The 18,138-nt window shown below is 69.2% G+C and carries 15 protein-coding genes; 10 read left to right on the top strand and 5 right to left on the bottom strand.

Annotated features, from left to right (window positions below):
• Positions 1-26 precede the first annotated feature (26 nt).
• From ACWDVB_RS22525 to ACWDVB_RS22490, 8 genes are all read left to right on the top strand, one after another.
• On the top strand, positions 27-2,987 hold the full coding sequence (locus ACWDVB_RS22525) for a M14 family zinc carboxypeptidase (RefSeq protein WP_451516875.1): 2,961 nt from the start codon (positions 27-29) through the stop codon (positions 2,985-2,987).
• Between the two features lie 190 nt (positions 2,988-3,177).
• Positions 3,178-4,188 (top strand): type I glyceraldehyde-3-phosphate dehydrogenase, encoded by a 1,011-nt coding sequence (gene gap / locus ACWDVB_RS22520; RefSeq protein WP_451516876.1) that lies wholly within the window; start codon positions 3,178-3,180, stop codon positions 4,186-4,188.
• A 102-nt stretch (positions 4,189-4,290) separates the two neighbouring features.
• A complete protein-coding gene (locus ACWDVB_RS22515; protein WP_451516877.1) occupies positions 4,291-5,502 on the top strand; it encodes a phosphoglycerate kinase in 1,212 nt (403 codons plus the stop codon).
• A gap of 6 nt (positions 5,503-5,508) precedes the next feature.
• Positions 5,509-6,285: a triose-phosphate isomerase gene (tpiA, locus tag ACWDVB_RS22510; protein ID WP_451516878.1), complete on the top strand. Its 777-nt coding sequence runs from the start codon at positions 5,509-5,511 to the stop codon at positions 6,283-6,285.
• 124 nt (positions 6,286-6,409) lie between these two features.
• Positions 6,410-6,640: a preprotein translocase subunit SecG gene (gene secG, locus ACWDVB_RS22505; RefSeq protein WP_030784160.1), complete on the top strand. Its 231-nt coding sequence runs from the start codon at positions 6,410-6,412 to the stop codon at positions 6,638-6,640.
• A 158-nt stretch (positions 6,641-6,798) separates the two neighbouring features.
• Positions 6,799-7,134 (top strand): RNA polymerase-binding protein RbpA, encoded by a 336-nt coding sequence (locus ACWDVB_RS22500; protein ID WP_003957010.1) that lies wholly within the window; start codon positions 6,799-6,801, stop codon positions 7,132-7,134.
• 171 nt (positions 7,135-7,305) lie between these two features.
• Complete coding sequence (gene pgi, locus ACWDVB_RS22495) at positions 7,306-8,958, top strand: glucose-6-phosphate isomerase (RefSeq protein WP_451516879.1); 1,653 nt, start codon at positions 7,306-7,308, stop codon at positions 8,956-8,958.
• 294 nt (positions 8,959-9,252) lie between these two features.
• On the top strand, positions 9,253-9,534 hold the full coding sequence (locus tag ACWDVB_RS22490) for a DUF2087 domain-containing protein (protein ID WP_451516919.1): 282 nt from the start codon (positions 9,253-9,255) through the stop codon (positions 9,532-9,534).
• A gap of 45 nt (positions 9,535-9,579) precedes the next feature.
• On the opposite strand, the gene pgl is transcribed toward ACWDVB_RS22490, so the two are convergent.
• Genes pgl through tkt form a run of 5 tightly spaced genes read right to left on the bottom strand, consistent with a single transcriptional unit; the run spans position 9,580 to position 16,246 of the window.
• The gene (gene pgl / locus ACWDVB_RS22485; RefSeq protein WP_451516880.1) at positions 9,580-10,359 is read right to left on the bottom strand and encodes a 6-phosphogluconolactonase; all 780 of its coding nucleotides are present in this window, start codon (positions 10,357-10,359) and stop codon (positions 9,580-9,582) included.
• Positions 10,356-11,480, bottom strand: a complete 1,125-nt coding sequence (gene opcA / locus ACWDVB_RS22480) for a glucose-6-phosphate dehydrogenase assembly protein OpcA (RefSeq protein ID WP_451516881.1) — start codon at positions 11,478-11,480, stop codon at positions 10,356-10,358. The genes pgl and opcA overlap by 4 nt, the downstream gene beginning before the upstream one ends.
• Positions 11,477-13,000, bottom strand: a complete 1,524-nt coding sequence (gene zwf / locus ACWDVB_RS22475; protein ID WP_451516882.1) for a glucose-6-phosphate dehydrogenase — start codon at positions 12,998-13,000, stop codon at positions 11,477-11,479. Before zwf ends, opcA begins: the two co-directional genes overlap by 4 nt.
• A gap of 5 nt (positions 13,001-13,005) precedes the next feature.
• Positions 13,006-14,124: a transaldolase gene (gene tal / locus ACWDVB_RS22470; RefSeq protein WP_451516883.1), complete on the bottom strand. Its 1,119-nt coding sequence runs from the start codon at positions 14,122-14,124 to the stop codon at positions 13,006-13,008.
• A 34-nt stretch (positions 14,125-14,158) separates the two neighbouring features.
• Positions 14,159-16,246 carry a transketolase gene (gene tkt, locus ACWDVB_RS22465; protein WP_451516884.1) on the bottom strand — a complete coding sequence of 696 codons (2,088 nt, stop codon included), beginning with the start codon at positions 16,244-16,246 and terminating at the stop codon, positions 14,159-14,161.
• Positions 16,247-16,665: 419 nt separating this feature from the next.
• On the opposite strand from tkt, the gene ACWDVB_RS22460 reads away from it, so the two are divergent.
• Positions 16,666-17,619 carry a heme o synthase gene (locus ACWDVB_RS22460; RefSeq protein WP_451516920.1) on the top strand — a complete coding sequence of 318 codons (954 nt, stop codon included), beginning with the start codon at positions 16,666-16,668 and terminating at the stop codon, positions 17,617-17,619.
• A gap of 98 nt (positions 17,620-17,717) precedes the next feature.
• Positions 17,718-18,080, top strand: a complete 363-nt coding sequence (locus ACWDVB_RS22455) for a hypothetical protein (protein ID WP_451516885.1) — start codon at positions 17,718-17,720, stop codon at positions 18,078-18,080.
• Positions 18,081-18,138 lie beyond the last annotated feature (58 nt).

Below are 18,138 nucleotides of genomic sequence, written 5' to 3'. Positions count from 1 at the left end.
GTGCCGGACGACAGCAAGGGGGGCTCATGAGACGAAGAGCGAGCGCGAGATCGATCCTCGCCGCGAGCGCACTGCTCATCGGCGGTCTGGCCGCCGCACCGCACGCCCAGGCGAGCGGGCCCGCGAAAACCCCGGCCGCCGACGACCCGGCGGCCGTGAACGTCTACCAGGCCGACGTCACCAAGAAGCAGATACCGATCCTCATCGAGGCGGGCCAGGACGCCCACGAACTCGCCGGGCAGGCGCCCGAGCACGGCACCGGCCGTGTCGAGCTGTATCTGACCGAGGGTCAGGCCAAGGCGGTCGAACGCCAGGGCATCGAGTTGAGCGAGCACAAGATCTCCCCGGCCGCCCGGAAGAGGGTCGAGGCCGCGGGTGACGGCGTCTACCGCCCGTACAGCGGAAAGGGCGGGCTCAAGGAGGAGATCGTCAGGACCGGGCAGGCCCACCCCGGCCTCACCAAGGTCGTCTCCATCGGCAAGACCGTCCAGGGCAAGGACATCCTCGCCCTGAAGCTCTCCAAGAACGCCAAGAAGTCCAAGGACGGCTCCAAGCCGGCCACGCTCTACCTGTCCAACCAGCACGCGCGCGAGTGGATCACCCCCGAGATGACCCGCCGCCTGCTGCACCACTACCTCGACAACTACGGCAAGGACAAGCGGATCACCAAGCTCGTGGACTCCACCGAGCTGTGGTTCGTACTCTCCGCCAACCCCGACGGCTACGACTTCACGCACGCCGCCGACGGCGAGCGCCAGTGGCGCAAGAACCTCCGCGACATCGACGGCGACGGCAGGATCGCGCCCGGCGACGGCGTCGACCTCAACCGTAACTTCGCCTACAAGTGGGGGTACGACAACGAGGGCTCGTCCCCGAAGCCCTCGTCGGAGACCTACCGCGGCACGGGGCCGATGTCCGAGCCCGAGACCAAGGCGCTCGACCGCTTCCAGAAGCGCATCGGCTTCGAGTACGGCATCAACTACCACTCGGCGGCCGAACTGATCCTCTACGGAGTGGGCTGGCAGGTCGCCACACCGACCCCCGACGACGTCCTCTACAAAGCGCTCGCGGGCACGCCCGAGAAGCCCGCGATCCCCGGCTACCGCCCGCAGGTCTCCTCCGAGCTCTACACCACCAACGGCGAGTCCGACGGCCACGCGGGCAACGTCAACGGCATGTCGATGTTCACGCCGGAGATGTCCACCTGCCAGACCGTCTCGAACATCGACCCCGACGACGCCTGGCGGCCGCAGGACTGCGCCTCCATCTTCACCTTCCCCGACGACGAGAAGCTGATCCAGCAGGAGTTCGCGAAGAACGTCCCCTACGCGCTCGCCGTCGCCGAGACCGCTCTCCACCCCGACCAGCCGGTCTCCGTCAGCGGTGTCGTGGCCCCGGACTTCACCCCGGACGCCTTCTCCACCTCGTACGCGCGCGGAGGCGACCAGGAAGTCGCCGTGACCGCCCGCAAGTCCGTGCGCGACAAGGAGCTCAAGTACCGCGTCAACGGCGGCCGTACGCACGATGAGGACCTCGAGGCATGGAAGGGCGGCGAGACCTACGGCGGTGAGGACAACCTCCACTTCGACCAGTACCGCGCGGAGATCGAGGACGCGCGCGTGGGCGACAAGGTGGAGGTGTGGTTCACCGGCCGCACCAAGAAGGGCCGCACGCACAGCGAGCACTTCACGTACACCGTCGCCGAACGCCCGAGGGCGAGCACGCTGGTCGTCGCCGAGGAGGGCGCCCCGGCCACCCAGACCCAGAAGTACGTCGACGCCCTGAAGGCCAACGGGCGCTCCGCCGCCGTCTGGGACGTCGCCAAGCAGGGCGTACCGCATCCGCTCGGCGTCCTGTCGCACTTCTCCGCGGTCGTGCACCACACCGGCGGCCCCGTCCCCGGCGCACCCACCCAACTCGCCCTGCGGGCCTACCTCAACGAGGGCGGCAAGCTCATCGAGTCCGGCGAGCGGGCCGGCGGAGACGTCGACCTGGGGGAGGCACTCACCGACGACTTCGCGCAGTACTACCTCGGCGCGTACGAACGTCTCTCCGCACCCGGCGTCAAGAGCTTCGCGGGCAGCGGCGCGCTCAAGGGAGTGGACACCCCGCTCGGCGCCGCCGAAGGCAACCCGCTCGACAAGGCGGGTCGCTTCACCGTCACCTCGGACAACCTGCCGCCCCAGCAGTTCCCGCAGTTCAAGAGCGCGGCGGCGGGCTCCTACCCCGGCCTCACCAACCCGTACGCACCCTTCGCGGGCCAGGGCATGGCGTCGGCCACCCACGCCGACCGGGACTACAAGCGGCTCACCCGCACCCTCGACCTGACCGGCGTCTCGGCCGCCGACGGGCCCGAGCTGCGGCTCGCCCTCAACTGGAACCTGGAGAGCGGCTACGACCACGGGCTGCTCGAAGCGCACACCCCGGGCAGCGACGACTGGACGACGCTGCCCGACCGGAACGGCAACTCCCGGGCCACCGTGCCCGCCGAGTGCGCCGCCGGGTTCTTCCTCAACGGCCACCCCTTCCTGCGCCACTACCTGACACAGGGGGCGGCCGGCTGCACGGCGACCGGCACCAGCGGCTCCTGGAACAGCTTCACGGGCTCCTCCGACGGCTGGCAGCCCGTCGCCTTCGACCTGAGCGCCTACGCGGGCAAGAAGGTCGAGGTCTCCCTCAGCGCCGTCACCGACCCCTCCAGCGGCGGGCGCGGCCTCTTCGCCGACAACGCGCAACTGGTCGTCGGCGGCGACGTCAAGGAGACCGAGGGATTCGAGACCTCACTCGGCTCCTGGACCGTCGGCGCGACCCCGGCCGGAAGCCCCACTATCACAGGCGACTGGGCGCGGACCGGGGAGCTCTACCGACCCCACGCGGCGGTCACAGCGCGTGACAGCGTGCTCCTCGGCTTCGGCTTCGAGCACATCCCCGGAAAGGCCGGAAGGGCCGCTCTTATGGGCGCCTCCCTGGCACATCTGCGCAGCTGACACAGCGTAATCGGGACCAAGGTCCCGGTGGCCCGTACCCCTACTCCGGGGTACGGGCCTTTTGTGCCGCTTGCGGCCCCTCTCGATGTCACCTCAGGGCCTTCAGAGAGGTAGGGTCGGAGGCGGTCGGGGACATCCCATACAACTCGCCGGCGTCTAAAACCGGCGTACCAACGAGGAGATCGGTTTCGTGACGATCCGCGTAGGCATCAACGGCTTTGGCCGCATCGGTCGCAACTACTTCCGCGCGCTGCTCGAGCAGGGTGCGGACATCGAAGTCGTGGCTGTCAACGACCTGGGTGACACCGCGACCACCGCGCACCTTCTGAAGTACGACACCATCCTGGGCCGCCTCAAGGCCGAGGTGTCGCACACCGAGGACACCATCACCGTCGACGGCCGCACCATCAAGGTGCTGTCCGAGCGCAACCCCGCCGACATCCCGTGGGGCGACCTCGGCGTCGACATCGTGATCGAGTCCACGGGCATCTTCACGAAGAAGGCCGACGCCGAGAAGCACATCACCGGCGGTGCCAAGAAGGTCCTCATCTCGGCTCCGGCCAAGGACGAGGACATCACCATCGTGATGGGCGTCAACCAGGACAAGTACGACCCGGCGAACCACCACGTCATCTCCAACGCCTCCTGCACCACCAACTGTGTGGCGCCGATGGCGAAGGTCCTCGACGAGAACTTCGGTGTCGTCAAGGGCCTGATGACCACCATCCACGCGTACACCAACGACCAGCGCATCCTTGACTTCCCGCACAAGGACCTGCGCCGCGCGCGTGCCGCCGCCGAGAACATCATCCCGACCACGACGGGCGCCGCCAAGGCCACCGCCCTGGTCCTGCCGCAGCTCAAGGGCAAGCTCGACGGCGTCTCGATGCGCGTCCCGGTCCCGACCGGCTCCGCCACCGACCTGGTCGTCGAGGTCTCCCGCGAGGTCACCAAGGACGAGGTCAACGCCGCGTTCAAGAAGGCGTCCGAGGACGGCGACCTCAAGGGTTACCTGTACTACACCGAGGACCCGATCGTGTCCTCGGACATCGTCAGCGACCCGGCCTCCTGCACCTTCGACTCCCTGATGACCATGGTCCAGGAGGGTACGTCGGTGAAGATCCTCGGCTGGTACGACAACGAGTGGGGCTACTCCAACCGTCTGGTCGACCTCACGGTCTTCGTCGGCGGTCAGCTCTAATATCCAGAGCAGGCACCTCGATGTGAGCACAGGGTTCGTCCCGCGCGATGCCGCGCCGGACGGGCCCTGTCGCACGTCACAGCCCTCCCAAGGAGTCCAGTAGTGAAGACGATCGACGCACTTCTCGCCGAAGGGGTCAACGGCAAGCGGGTATTCGTCCGCGCCGACCTCAATGTGCCGCTCGCCGACGGCACCATCACCGACGACGGCCGCATCCGCGCCGTCCTGCCGACCGTCAAGGCCCTCGCCGACGCGGGCGCCAAGGTCGTCGTGGCCTCGCACCTGGGCCGCCCCAAGGGCGCCCCGGACCCGGCCTTCTCGCTGCTCCCCGCCGCCGAGCGGCTCGGGGAACTCCTGGGCGCGCCCGTCGCGTTCGCGCAGGACACCGTGGGCCCCGCAGCGCACGACGCGGTGGACGGGCTGGAGCCCGGCCAGGTCGCCGTCATCGAGAACCTCCGCTTCAACGCGGGCGAGACCAGCAAGGACGACGCCGAGCGCGGCGAGTTCGCCGATCAGCTCGCCGCCCTCGCGGATGTGTACGTGGGGGACGGCTTCGGCGCCGTGCACCGCAAGCACGCCTCCGTGTACGACCTGCCGGCGAAGCTGCCGCACTACGCCGGCTACCTCATCGCCACCGAGGTCGGCGTCCTGAAGAAGCTCACCGACGACGTCAAGCGGCCCTACGCCGTGGTCCTCGGCGGCGCCAAGGTCTCCGACAAGCTCGGCGTGATCGACCACCTCCTGGAGAAGGCCGACCGCATCCTCATCGGCGGCGGCATGGCGTACACCTTCCTCAAGGCGCAGGGCCACGAGGTCGGCATCTCCCTCCTCCAGGAGGACCAGATCCCGGCGGTCAAGGGGTACCTGAAGCGCGCCGAGGAGAAGGGCGTCGAGTTCGTCCTCCCCGTCGACGTGCTCATCTCGCCGACCTTCCCCGACCTGAAGACCAAGGCCCCGTCCAACCCCGCGACGGTCGCCGCGGACGCCATCCCGTCCGACCAGGAGGGTCTCGACATCGGCCCCGAGACCCGTAAGCTCTACGCCTCGAAGCTCGCCGACGCGGCCACCATCTTCTGGAACGGCCCGATGGGCGTCTTCGAGCACCCCGACTACGCCGAGGGCACCAAGGCGGTAGCCCAGGCGCTCCTCGACACCTCGGCCTTCACGGTCGTCGGCGGGGGCGACAGCGCCGCCGCCGTGCGGACCCTGGGCTTCGACGAGGACGCATTCGGCCACATTTCCACCGGTGGCGGCGCCTCCCTCGAATACCTCGAGGGCAAGACGCTCCCCGGCCTCGCGGCACTGGAGAACTGACACCTGATGACTACGCGTACCCCGCTGATGGCGGGCAACTGGAAGATGAACCTCAACCACCTCGAGGCCATCGCCCACGTCCAGAAGCTGGCCTTCGCCCTCGCGGACAAGGACTACGAGGCCTGCGAGGTCGCCGTCCTGCCGCCCTTCACCGACCTGCGCTCCGTGCAGACCCTGGTCGACGGCGACAAGCTGCAGATCAAGTACGGCGCCCAGGACATCTCGGCGCACGACTCCGGCGCCTACACCGGCGAGATCTCGGGCCCGATGCTGGCCAAGCTGAAGTGCGCCTACGTCGCCGTGGGCCACTCCGAGCGCCGTCAGTACCACAACGAGACCGACCAGATCTGCAACGCCAAGGTGAAGGCCGCGTTCAAGCACGGCCTGACCCCGATCCTCTGCGTCGGCGAGGGCCTGGACATCCGCAAGGCCGGCCAGCAGGTCCAGTACACGCTGAACCAGCTCGACGGCGGCCTCAAGGACGTCCCGGCCGAGCAGGCCGAGTCCATCGTGATCGCCTACGAGCCCGTCTGGGCGATCGGCACCGGCGAGGTCGCGACCCCCGAGGACGCGCAGGAGGTCTGCGGCGCGATCCGCGGCCGCCTCGCCGAGCTGTACTCGCAGGAGCTCGCCGACAAGGTGCGCATCCAGTACGGCGGCTCCGTGAAGTCCGGGAACGTCGCCGCGATCATGGCCCAGCCTGACGTCGACGGTGCCCTTGTGGGCGGCGCCGCGCTCGACGCGGAGGAGTTCGTCAAGATCGTCCGCTTCCGCGACCAGTGAGTATGCGCTAGCGGCAATACGTCGTACCCTTGCGGGGGCCGGGCGGCCTCGTTCACCGAGGCTCCGGCCCCCGTCGTCGATACAGAGTCGATTCAGATCCGAGGAAGTTGGTCCAGCCGTGGTTATGGGGTTCTCGATCGCCCTGATCGTCTTCAGCGCTCTGATGATGCTGCTGGTGCTGATGCACAAGGGCAAGGGCGGCGGTCTCTCCGACATGTTCGGCGGCGGCATGCAGTCCTCCGTCGGCGGCTCCTCCGTCGCGGAGCGCAACCTCGACCGCATCACGGTCGTGGTCGGTCTGCTGTGGTTCGCGTGCATTGTCGCGCTGGGCCTGCTGATGAAGGCGAACAACTGACGCCAGGCACTGGTCGCTTGTCCGGTGCGAGCTCGTGTGCGCGGCTTATCATGGGGCTTGCGTCCGGGGCGGGGTGTAACTCCCCGCACTGGACGCGCGTTGGGCCTTACGTAAACTGAGGCGCCCGCAGCAGCACCATCACGCAGGGAGTTACGACCGTGGCAAGTGGCAACGCGATCCGAGGAAGTCGGGTCGGGGCGGGGCCGATGGGCGAGGCCGAGCGCGGTGAGTCCGCGCCGCGACTGCGCATCTCCTTCTGGTGCTCCAACGGGCACGAGACGCAGCCGAGCTTCGCCAGCGACGCGCAGGTCCCCGATACGTGGGACTGTCCCCGCTGCGGCTTCCCGGCCGGTCAGGACCGGGACAACCCGCCGGACCCGCCGCGCACCGAGCCGTACAAGACGCATCTGGCGTATGTGCGCGAGCGGCGCAGCGACGCGGACGGCGAGGCGATTCTCGCGGAGGCGCTCGCCAAACTGCGGGGCGAGATCTAGGACTTGGCGACCGGCCGGGCACCGAAAAGGTGTCCGGCCGGTTTCTTCTGCCGGTACGTGTGCGGACAGATGGCCGCAGACATCTCATACCGCCCGCTGATCCATTAGGTTGGAAAGCGCAGCGGGACAGGTATGTACGTACGCGGGTACGAGAGAAGGCTGAAGTCCGAGATGAACGCAGAAAGCCGCGGCAGGCTCAACAGGACACCCGAGTGGACGGCGCTCGCCGACCACCGCGAGCAGCTCGGGGAGGTGCGGCTGCGCGAGCTGTTCGCCGCGGACCCGACGCGCGGCACGGCGTACACCCTCCAGGTCGGTGACCTGTACATCGACTACTCCAAGCACCTCGTCACCGACGAGACGCTGCGGCTGCTGCGTGAGCTGGCCGCCGCGACCGACGTGTTCGGGCTGCGGGACGCCATGTTCCGCGGCGCGAGGATCAACACCACCGAGGACCGCGCGGTCCTGCACACCGCGCTGCGCGCCCCGAAGGACGCCGTCATCAGGGTCGACGGCGAGAACGTGGTGCCGAAGGTCCACGCCGTCCTCGACAAGATGGCGGTCTTCGCGGAGAAGGTCCGTACGGGCGAGTGGACCGGCCACACCGGCAAGCGCATCCGCAATGTCGTCAACGTCGGCATCGGCGGCTCCGACCTCGGCCCCGCGATGGCGTATGAGGCGCTGCGCTCCTTCACCGACCGCGACCTCACCGTCCGCTTCGTGTCGAACGTGGACGGCGCGGACCTGCACGAGGCCGTCCGCGACCTCGACCCGGCCGAGACGCTGTTCATCATCGCCTCGAAGACGTTCACCACCATCGAGACGATCACCAACGCCACCTCCGCGCGCGACTGGCTGCTCACGGAGCTGAAGGCCGGTCAGGACGCCGTGGCCAAGCACTTCGTGGCCCTGTCGACCAACGCCGAGAAGGTGTCGGAGTTCGGCATCGACACGGCGAACATGTTCGAGTTCTGGGACTGGGTCGGCGGCCGCTACTCCTTCGACTCCGCCATCGGCCTCTCCCTGATGATCGCCGTCGGGCCCGACCGCTTCCGCGAGATGCTCGACGGCTTCCACCTCGTCGACAAGCACTTCCGCGCCGCGCCGCCCGAGTCCAATGTGCCGCTGCTGCTCGGCCTGTTGGGCGTCTGGTACGGCAACTTCCACGACGCGCAGTCGCATGCCGTACTGCCGTACTCGCACTACCTCTCCAAGTTCACCGCCTACCTCCAGCAGCTGGATATGGAGTCCAACGGCAAGTCCGTGGACCGTGACGGCAGGCAGGTCGACTGGCAGACCGGCCCGGTCGTCTGGGGCACGCCCGGCACCAACGGCCAGCACGCCTACTACCAACTCATCCACCAGGGCACGAAGTTGATCCCGGCGGACTTCATCGGCTTCGCCGAGCCGGTCGCCGACCTGGCACCCGGTCTGGCCGCCCAGCACGACCTGCTGATGGCCAACTTCTTCGCGCAGACCCAGGCGTTGGCGTTCGGCAAGACGCCCGACGAGGTGCGCGCCGAGGGTGTGCCCGAGGAGCTCGTCCCGCACAAGACGTTCAAGGGCGACCACCCGACGACGACGATCCTCGCCAAGGAACTGACGCCCTCCGTCCTCGGCCAGCTCATCGCGCTCTACGAACACAAGGTGTTCGTCCAGGGCGCCGTGTGGAACATCGACTCCTTCGACCAGTGGGGCGTCGAGCTCGGCAAGGTCCTCGCCAAGCGCGTCGAGCCCGCCCTGACCGAGGGCGCCGAGGTGCCGGGCCTGGACGGCTCGACCGTGGCCCTCGTCGCCAAGTACCGGGACCTGCGCGGCCGTTGAGCCGCACGGATCGTTAATCGGATGCGGGCGCCCCGCCCGGCGGGTGACACTGCTTCGGCTCTGTCACCCGCCGGGAGGGACCCCGTCATGGACCAGCTGCTCGCCGCGCTCGCCGACCCCGAGAGACTGCGGCTGTACGCGCGCATCGTCCTCGACGACCTGCCGCCGCGCGAGGCCGACTCGCCCGCTACCCGCAAGCACCTGGGGCGGCTGCTGGCCAACGGGCTCGTGGAGCGGCTGCCCGACGGATCGCTGCGGGCCGACCCGGCCGTCTTCCGGCGGGCGCCCGCGCCGGTGGACGCCCATCCCACCGTGCCGCGCCGCCTCACCGGTTTCTTCGCGCACGGCCGCCTGACCGCCATTCCCGTACGCCCCGTCGTACGCCACGAACTCCTCGTCCACCTCACGGACACCCTCTTCGACGCCGACCGCGCCTACAGCGAGCGCGAGATCAACGACGCGTTCCGCACCGTGCACGAGGACTCCTCCGCGCTGCGCAGGTACTGCGTCTCCGACGGCCTCCTGGTGCGCGAGCGGGACGGCAGCAGCTACCGCCGCGTGGCGGTCCACGCGTAAGGGCCCCGCACCGTCCGGTGCGGGGCCCTCCTTGTCGCGTACGGCCTAGGCCACGGCCGGGGGGTACAGCTGCGGGGGGAGCTGCGAGGCCGCCGCCTCGTCGAGCAGCCACAGCGTGCGCGCGCGGCCGTGGGCGCCGGCCGCGGGGGCCTGCACCTCGCCCGCGCCGGACAGGGCGATGGCCGCGGCCTTCGCCTTGTCCTCGCCCGCAGCGAGCAGCCACACCTCGCGCGCCGCCCGGATCGCCGGGAGCGTGAGCGAGATACGGGTCGGCGGGGGCTTCGGCGCGCCGTGCACGCCGACCACCGTGCGCTCCGTCTCGCGCACCGCCGGAAGCTCGGGGAAGAGCGAGGCGATGTGCGTGTCCGGGCCGACGCCGAGCATCAGGACGTCGAAGGTAGGCACCGGGCCGTGGTCCTCCGGGCCCGCCGCGGCGGCGAGTTCGGCGGCGTAGATCTCGGCGGCGGCGTCGACCTCGTACGGGCCGTCCGACGCGGGCATCGGATGCACCCGGGCCGGATTGAGCGGCACCGCGTCGAGCAGCGCCTCACGGGCCTGGGTGTAGTTGCGCTCCGGGTCGCCGTCCGGCAGGAAGCGCTCGTCGCCCCACCACAGGTCGAGGCGCGACCAGTCGATCGCGTCCCGGGCCGGGGACGAACCGAGCGCCGCCAGCAGGCCGTTGCCGTTGCGTCCGCCGGTGAGGACCACCGACGCGTGACCGCGGGCGGCCTGCGCGTCGACGACCTTCGTGATGAGGCGGGCCGCCGCGGCCTGCGCCATCAGTTCCTTGTCGCGGTGGACGACGAGCTGCGGGGTCCTGCTCACTGGGCAGCCACCTTCTTCGCTGCGGCCTTCTTCGTGGCGGACTTCTTCGCCGGTGCCTTCTTCGGCGCGGCCGCCTCCTGCGTGTCCTGCGCGTCTTCGGCCTTGTCGGCTGACCCCTCGGCCTCCGGAGCGGCCTCCGGAGCGGCCTCCGAAGCGGCCCCGGAAGCCGCTATCGGCTCCGACGACGGCTTCAACGGCTCACCCAGCCGCTCCACGCCGTACTTCAGCGAGGACGCGTAGGTGTCGTCCGGGTCCAGACGGCGCAGCTCCTCCGCGATCAGCTCGGCCGTCTCGCGCCGCTTGAGCGCCACCGCGCGGTCGGGCTGTCCCTCGATGGAGAGCGTGGCGAGCGAGCCGTCGGCCCGGTCGAGCACGATGGGACCGCAGTCGGTCTCCATACGTACGCCGGTCAGACCCGGGCCCGCCGACACCGCGCGCTTGACCGGCACGTCGAGCCGGTCCGCGAGCCACATGGCGAGCAGCTCGCAGCTCGGGTTGAACTCCTCGCCGTCCACCCGCACCGAGGTCACCTTGCACGTGACCTGGTCCAGGGCGGCCGCCAGCATGGAGCGCCACGGGGTGATGCGGGTCCAGGCCAGGTCCGTGTCGCCGGGGTGGTAGGCGTCGGCGCGGGCGGCCAGCTCGCGGATCGGCTGCTCGGCCGCGTAGGTGTCCGTGACGCGGCGCTGGGCCAGGGCGCCGAGCGGGTCGTTGGCCGGGTCGAGCGGGGCGTTCACCGGCCACCAGACGACCACGGGGGCGTCGGGGAGCAGCAGCGGCAGGACGACCGACTGGGCGTGGCCGATGACCTCGCCGTAGAGCCGCAGGACCACCGTCTCGCCGGTGCCCGCCTCCACGCCGACCCGCACCTCGGCGTCCAGGCGCGAGGTGGTGCGGTCACGGGGCGAGCGGGCCGCGCGCTTGATGACGACGAGGGTGCGCGAGGGGTGCTCGCGGGACGCGTCGTTGGCGGCCCTCAGGGAGTCGTACGCGTTCTCCTCGTCGGTGACGATGACGAGGGTCAGGACCATGCCGACGGCCGGGGTGCCGATCGCGCGGCGGCCCTGCACGAGCGCCTTGTTGATCTTGCTGGACGTGGTGTCCGTGAGGTCGATCTTCATGGCCGACGCCAGCTCCGTCCGTCTCGTGCGAGCATGTCGTCCGCCTCAGTCGGGCCCCAGGTGCCCGCCGGGTACTGCGCGGGCTTGCCGTGCTTGTCCCAGTACTCCTCGATCGGGTCGAGGATGTTCCAGGACAGCTCGACCTCCTCCGTGCGCGGGAAGAGGTTGGCGTCGCCGAGCAGGACGTCCAGGATCAGCCGCTCGTACGCTTCCGGGCTGGACTCCGTGAAGGACTCGCCGTACGCGAAGTCCATCGACACGTCCCGGATCTCCATGGAGGTGCCGGGCACCTTCGAGCCGAACCGGACCGTGATGCCCTCGTCGGGCTGGACGCGGATGACGATCGCGTTCTGCCCGAGCTCCTCGGTGGCGGTGTGGTCGAAGGGGGAGTGGGGAGCGCGCTGGAAGACGACCGCGATCTCGGTGACGCGGCGGCCGAGGCGCTTGCCGGTGCGCAGGTAGAAGGGGACGCCCGCCCAGCGGCGGTTGTCGATCTGCAACTTGATGGCCGCGTAGGTGTCGGTCTTCGACTTGGGGTCGATGCCGTCTTCCTGGAGGTAGCCGACGGCTTTCTCGCCGCCCTGCCAGCCCGCCGCGTACTGACCCCGGACGGTGTCCTTGCCGAGGTCCTTCGGCAGCTTCACCGCGCCGAGCACCTTCGCCTTCTCGGCGACCAGCGCGTTCGCGTCGAAGGAGGCGGGCTCCTCCATCGCGGTCAGCGCCATCAGCTGGAGCAGGTGGTTCTGGATGACGTCGCGGGCGGCGCCGATGCCGTCGTAGTAGCCGGCGCGGCCGCCGATGCCGATGTCCTCGGCCATCGTGATCTGGATGTGGTCGACGTACGACCGGTTCCAGATCGGCTCGAACATCTGGTTGGCGAAGCGGAGCGCCAGGATGTTCTGGACGGTCTCCTTGCCGAGGTAGTGGTCGATCCGGAACACCTGGTCCGGGTCGAACACCTCGTGCACGATGGCGTTCAGGTCCCGGGCGGAGGCCAGGTCGTGGCCGAACGGCTTCTCGATGACCGCGCGGCGCCAGGAGCCCTCGGGGGCCTCGGCCAGCTCGTGCTTCTTCAGCTGCTGGACGACCTGCGGGAAGAACTTGGGGGGTACCGAGAGGTAGAAGGCGAAGTTGCCGCCCGTGCCCTGCGCCTTGTCCAGCTCCTGGATGGTGGCCTTGAGCTGCTCGAACGCCTTGTCGTCGTCGAAGTTGCCCTGGACGAAGCGCATCCCCTGGATGAGCTGCTGCCAGACCTCCTCGCGGAACGGCGTACGCGAGTGCTGCTTGACCGCGTCGTGGACGACCTGGGCGAAGTCCTCGTCCTCCCAGTCGCGGCGGGCGAAACCAATGAGAGAAAAGCCCGGCGGCAGCAGACCTCGGTTGGCGAGGTCGTACACAGCGGGCATCAGCTTTTTACGGGACAAATCGCCCGTGACGCCAAAGATGACCAGGCCCGACGGCCCCGCGATACGCGGGAGCCGTCGGTCTGCGGCGTCACGCAGCGGATTGCTGCTTGACAAAGTGGTCAGCCCTTCGAAGGAGCGAGGCGCTTCAGCTCGGCCTCGGTCGACTTGAGCAGGTCGTTCCAGGAGGCCTCGAACTTCTCGACGCCCTCGTCCTCAAGCAGCTGCACGACCTCGTTGTACGAGATGCCGAGCTTCTCCACGGCGGCGATCTCGGCACGCGCCTGGTCGTAGGTGCCCGCGATGGTGTTGCCGGTGATCGAACCGTGGTCGGCGGTGGCCTCCAGGGTCGCCTCCGGCATCGTGTTCACCGTGTTGGGCGCGACCAGGTCGTCGACGTACAGGGTGTCCTTGTACGCCGGGTCCTTGACGCCGGTCGAGGCCCACAGCGGACGCTGCTTGTTGGCCTGCGCCTTGTCGAGCGCGGCCCAGCGGTCGGACGAGAAGACCTCCTCGTACGCCTCGTACGCCAGACGGGCGTTGGCGAGCGCGGCCTTGCCCTTGAGGGACTTGGCCTCGTCCGTGCCGACGCCGTCCAGGCGCTTGTCGATCTCGGTGTCCACGCGGGACACGAAGAAGGACGCCACCGAGTGGATCGTGGAGAGGTCCAGGCCGCGCTCCTTGGCCTTCTCCAGGCCCGCCAGAAACGCGTCCATGACCTTGCGGTAGCGCTCCAGCGAGAAGATCAGCGTGACGTTGACGCTGATGCCGAGGCCGATGACCTCGGTGATCGCCGGGATGCCCGCCTCGGTGGCCGGGATCTTGATGAGCGTGTTCGGACGGTCCACCAGCCACGCGAGCTGCTTGGCCTCGGCGACCGTGGCCTTGGTGTTGTGCGCCAGGCGCGGGTCGACCTCGATGGACACGCGGCCGTCCTGGCCGCCCGTCGCGTCGAAGACCGGGCGCAGGATGTCGGCGGCGTCACGGACGTCCGCCGTCGTGATCATCCGGATGGCCTCTTCGACCGTGACCTCGCGGGCGGCGAGGTCGGAGAGCTGCTGGTCGTAACCGTCGCCCTGCGAGATGGCCTTCTGGAAGATCGACGGATTGGTGGTGACGCCCACGACGTGCTGCTGGTCGATCAGTTCGGCGAGGTTGCCGGACGTGATCCGCTTGCGCGACAGGTCGTCCAGCCAGATCGCGACGCCTTCTTCGGAGAGGCGCTTGAGTGCGTCTGTCATGGAATTACATCTCCTACTTCGTCGTGTACGGGCGTCAGCGCTGAGCGGCGGAGATCGATTCCCGCGCCGCCTGGGCCACCGCGTCGGCGGTGAATCCGAACTCGCGGAACAGCACCTTGCCGTCCGCCGAGGCACCGAAGTGCTCCAGCGACACGATGCGTCCGGCGTCGCCCACGAAACGGTGCCAGGTCAGGCCGATGCCCGCCTCGACCGCCACGCGCGCCTTCACCGACGGCGGCAGCACGCTGTCGCGGTACCCCTGGTCCTGCTCGTCGAACCACTCGACCGACGGCATCGAGACGACACGCGTCGGAACCCCGGCGGCCTGCAGCTGCTCGCGGGCCTCCACGGCGAGGTGCACCTCGGAGCCGGTGCCGATCAGGATGACCTCGGGCGTGCCGCCCTCGGCCTCGAACAGGACGTACCCGCCCTTGGCGGCGTCCTCGTTGCGGTCGTACGTCGGCACGCCCTGGCGGGTCAGCGCGAGGCCGTGCGGGGCGCCCTTGCCGAACTCCTTGGTGAAGCGCTTGAGGATCTCGCGCCAGGCGATGGCGGTCTCGTTGGCGTCGGCCGGGCGTACGACGTTCAGGCCCGGGATGGCGCGCAGCGAGGCCAGGTGCTCGACCGGCTGGTGCGTCGGTCCGTCCTCGCCGAGGCCGACGGAGTCGTGCGTCCACACGTACGTCACCGGGAGGTGCATCAGCGCGGACAGGCGTACGGCGTTGCGCATGTAGTCGGAGAACACCAGGAAGGTGCCGCCGTAGATGCGGGTGTTGCCGTGCAGCGCGATGCCGTTCATCTCCGCGGCCATGGAGTGCTCGCGGATGCCGAAGTGGATCGTGCGGCCGTACGGGTCGGCCTCCGGCAGCGGGTTGTCCGCGGGGAGGAACGACGACGTCTTGTCGATCGTCGTGTTGTTCGAGCCCGCGAGGTCGGCGGAGCCGCCCCACAGCTCGGGGATGACCGCGCCCAGGGCCTGCAGCACCTTGCCGGACGCGGCGCGCGTGGCGACGCCCTTGCCCGTCTCGAAGACCGGGAGCTTCTCCTCCCAGCCCTCGGGCAGCTCGCCCGCGGCGACGCGGTCGAAGGTCGCGGCGTGCTCGGCGTTGGCGGTGCGCCAGGCGGCGAAGCCCTTCTCCCACTCGGCCTTGGCCTCGCGGCCGCGGTCCAGCGCCTTGCGGGTGTGCGTGATGACTTCGTCGGAGACCTCGAAGGTCTGCTCCGGGTCGAAGCCGAGGACGCGCTTGGTGGCGGCCACTTCCTCGTCGCCGAGCGCCGAGCCGTGCGCGGCCTCGGTGTTCTGCGCGTGCGGGGCGGGCCAGGCGATGATCGAGCGCATCGCGATGAAGGAGGGACGCTCGGTCTCGGCCTTGGCGGCCTGGAGCGCGGCGTACAGGGCGGCCGGGTCGAGGTCGCCGTTCTCCTTGGGCTCCACGCGCTGGACGTGCCAGCCGTAGGCCTCGTACCGCTTGAGGGTGTCCTCGGAGATCGCGGTCGCCGTGTCGCCCTCGATCGAGATGTGGTTGTCGTCCCACAGCAGCACGAGGTTGCCGAGCTTCTGGTGCCCGGCCATCGAGGACGCCTCCGCGGAGATGCCCTCCTCCAGGCAGCCGTCACCGGCGATACAGAAGACGTGGTGGTCGAACGGCGACTCGCCCGCGGGGGTCTCCGGGTCGAACAGACCGCGCTCGTAGCGGGCGGCCATCGCCATGCCCACGGCGTTGGCGACGCCCTGGCCCAGCGGGCCCGTCGTCGTCTCCACGCCGGTGGTGTGCCCGTACTCCGGGTGGCCCGGCGTCTTCGAGCCCCAGGTGCGGAACGCCTTCAGGTCATCCAGCTCCAGGCCGAAACCGGCCAGGTAGAGCTGGATGTAGAGGGTCAGGGACGAGTGACCCGCGGAGAGGACGAAACGGTCGCGACCGGTCCACTCCGCGTCCGCCGGGTCGTGGCGCATCACCTTCTGGAAGAGGGTGTACGCGGCGGGCGCGAGGCTCATGGCCGTACCGGGATGGCCGTTGCCGACCTTCTGTACGGAATCCATGGCCAGGACGCGAGCGGTGTCTACAGCTCGCTGGTCCAGTTCGGTCCACTCGAGGTCTGTGGTGGTCGGCTTGGTGCTCACCCTGAGTCAGGGCTCCTCTCCACATGTCGAATGCCGGCGATGTGAATCACACCGGCCGTTGTCGAGCCTACCGTTGCCCGAACGTGCATTTTTTCGAGTCATTCCAGACTGCCGGGACAAGAGGGGATCCGCCTCCTGAAAGGAATGCGCGGCGATTCGCCATGTGAATAGGGAACCGCTCATATGTCCGCTCAAAGGGCGTCCCGCGCCGCTCATGTGACCGCCCGAAGGGCCGTTTACACCTTTCAGGTGACCACCCGGCAATCTCGCGGTACCCCTCGTCCGGACGCTCAACACGACCCCACCCCCGCGATGGGCGAGGTATGGGCAACGTCTACAGTGGCGTGGTACGCGCGAGCCTTTACCGGATCTTCATCTCTGAAGGTGCCGGTGGGTTCGCTGGGATGTCTCTGTCAGGGGTGTGCGTGACGGCCGTTGAATCCCGTCCAGCGGGGGTTTCCGGGACGGACCTTAGCCCGAGCCATCGGCCGTTCGGGGCCCGTGTCAAGGCGTTCGTGGCGCTGACCAAGCCGCGGATCATCGAACTCCTCCTCATCACCACCGTTCCGGTGATGTTCCTCGCCGAGCAGGGCGTGCCCGACCTGTGGCTGGTCTTCGTGACCTGCCTGGGCGGCTACCTCTCCGCCGGCGGCGCCAACGCGCTCAACATGTACATCGACCGCGACATCGACGCCCTCATGGACCGTACGTCGCAGCGGCCGCTGGTCACCGGCATGGTGAGCCCCCGCGAGTGCCTCGTCTTCGGCATCGGCCTCGCCGTCGTCTCCACGCTGCTCTTCGGCCTCGCCGTGAACTGGCTCTCCGCCTGGCTCTCGCTCGGCGCGCTCCTCTTCTATGTGGTCGTCTACACGATGATCCTCAAGCGGCGCACCTCGCAGAACATCGTCTGGGGCGGCATCGCGGGCTGCATGCCGGTCCTCATCGGCTGGTCCTCGGTCACGAACTCCCTCTCGTGGGCGCCGGTCATCCTCTTCCTGGTGATGTTCTTCTGGACGCCGCCGCACTACTGGCCGCTCTCCATGAAGGTCAAGGACGACTACGCGCGCGTGGGCGTGCCGATGCTGCCCGTCATCGCCTCGAACAAGGTGGTCGCCCGGCAGATCGTCCTCTACAGCTGGGTCATGGTCGCCGTCTCCCTGCTCCTCCAGCCGCTCGGCTACACCGGCTGGTTCTACACCGCGGTGGCGCTGGTGACCGGCGGCTGGTGGCTGTGGGAGGCGCACGGCCTCCAGACCCGCGCCAAGGCGGAGGTCATGGGCGGCAAGCTCAAGGAGATGCGGCTCTTCCACTGGTCCATCACCTACGTCTCGCTGCTCTTCGTCGCGGTGGCGGTGGACCCCTTCCTCCGCTGAGCTTCTTCAAGGTCTTGCCGACGGGCGGGGCGCGTGGTGTCGAACGCCACGCGACCCGCCCGTCGCCAGTTGATCTACCCGTCGGTAGCATCCTGCCCATGGCAGACACGCAGCAGGTGGACGAGCAGGTGGACGACAGCAGGCAGGCCGCCAGGGCCGAGCGCCGCGCGGCTCGGCTCGCCAAGGAGATCGGCGCCTTCGCACAGGCGCACGGCGGCGCCGAGGGGCAGATCGCGTACCTCGGCCAGAAGGGCGCCCGCATCGTCCTCGTCGGCGAGGACGGCGGCTGGGGCGACCTGGTGGCGCCCAGCCACGCGGTGGCGCTGAGCGCCGTCGAGAAGTCGGGGATCACCGTCCACGAGGACTTCGACGGGGAGTTCGCCGCGAAGGTAAGGACCGGGCCCTACGAGTGGACGCGCATGGCCGGGATTCAGATCGGCGGACCGAAGAACGACGTCTGAGGCAACACCTGACACCCGGGTCACCCGTTAGGACCGTAGGAGCAAGGTCCGTCCAGCG

This window comes from Streptomyces sp. NPDC003379 (assembly GCF_053589195.1).
The sequence above is the reverse complement of the archived record's forward strand: the minus strand, read 5'-3'. Positions and strand labels throughout refer to the sequence as shown.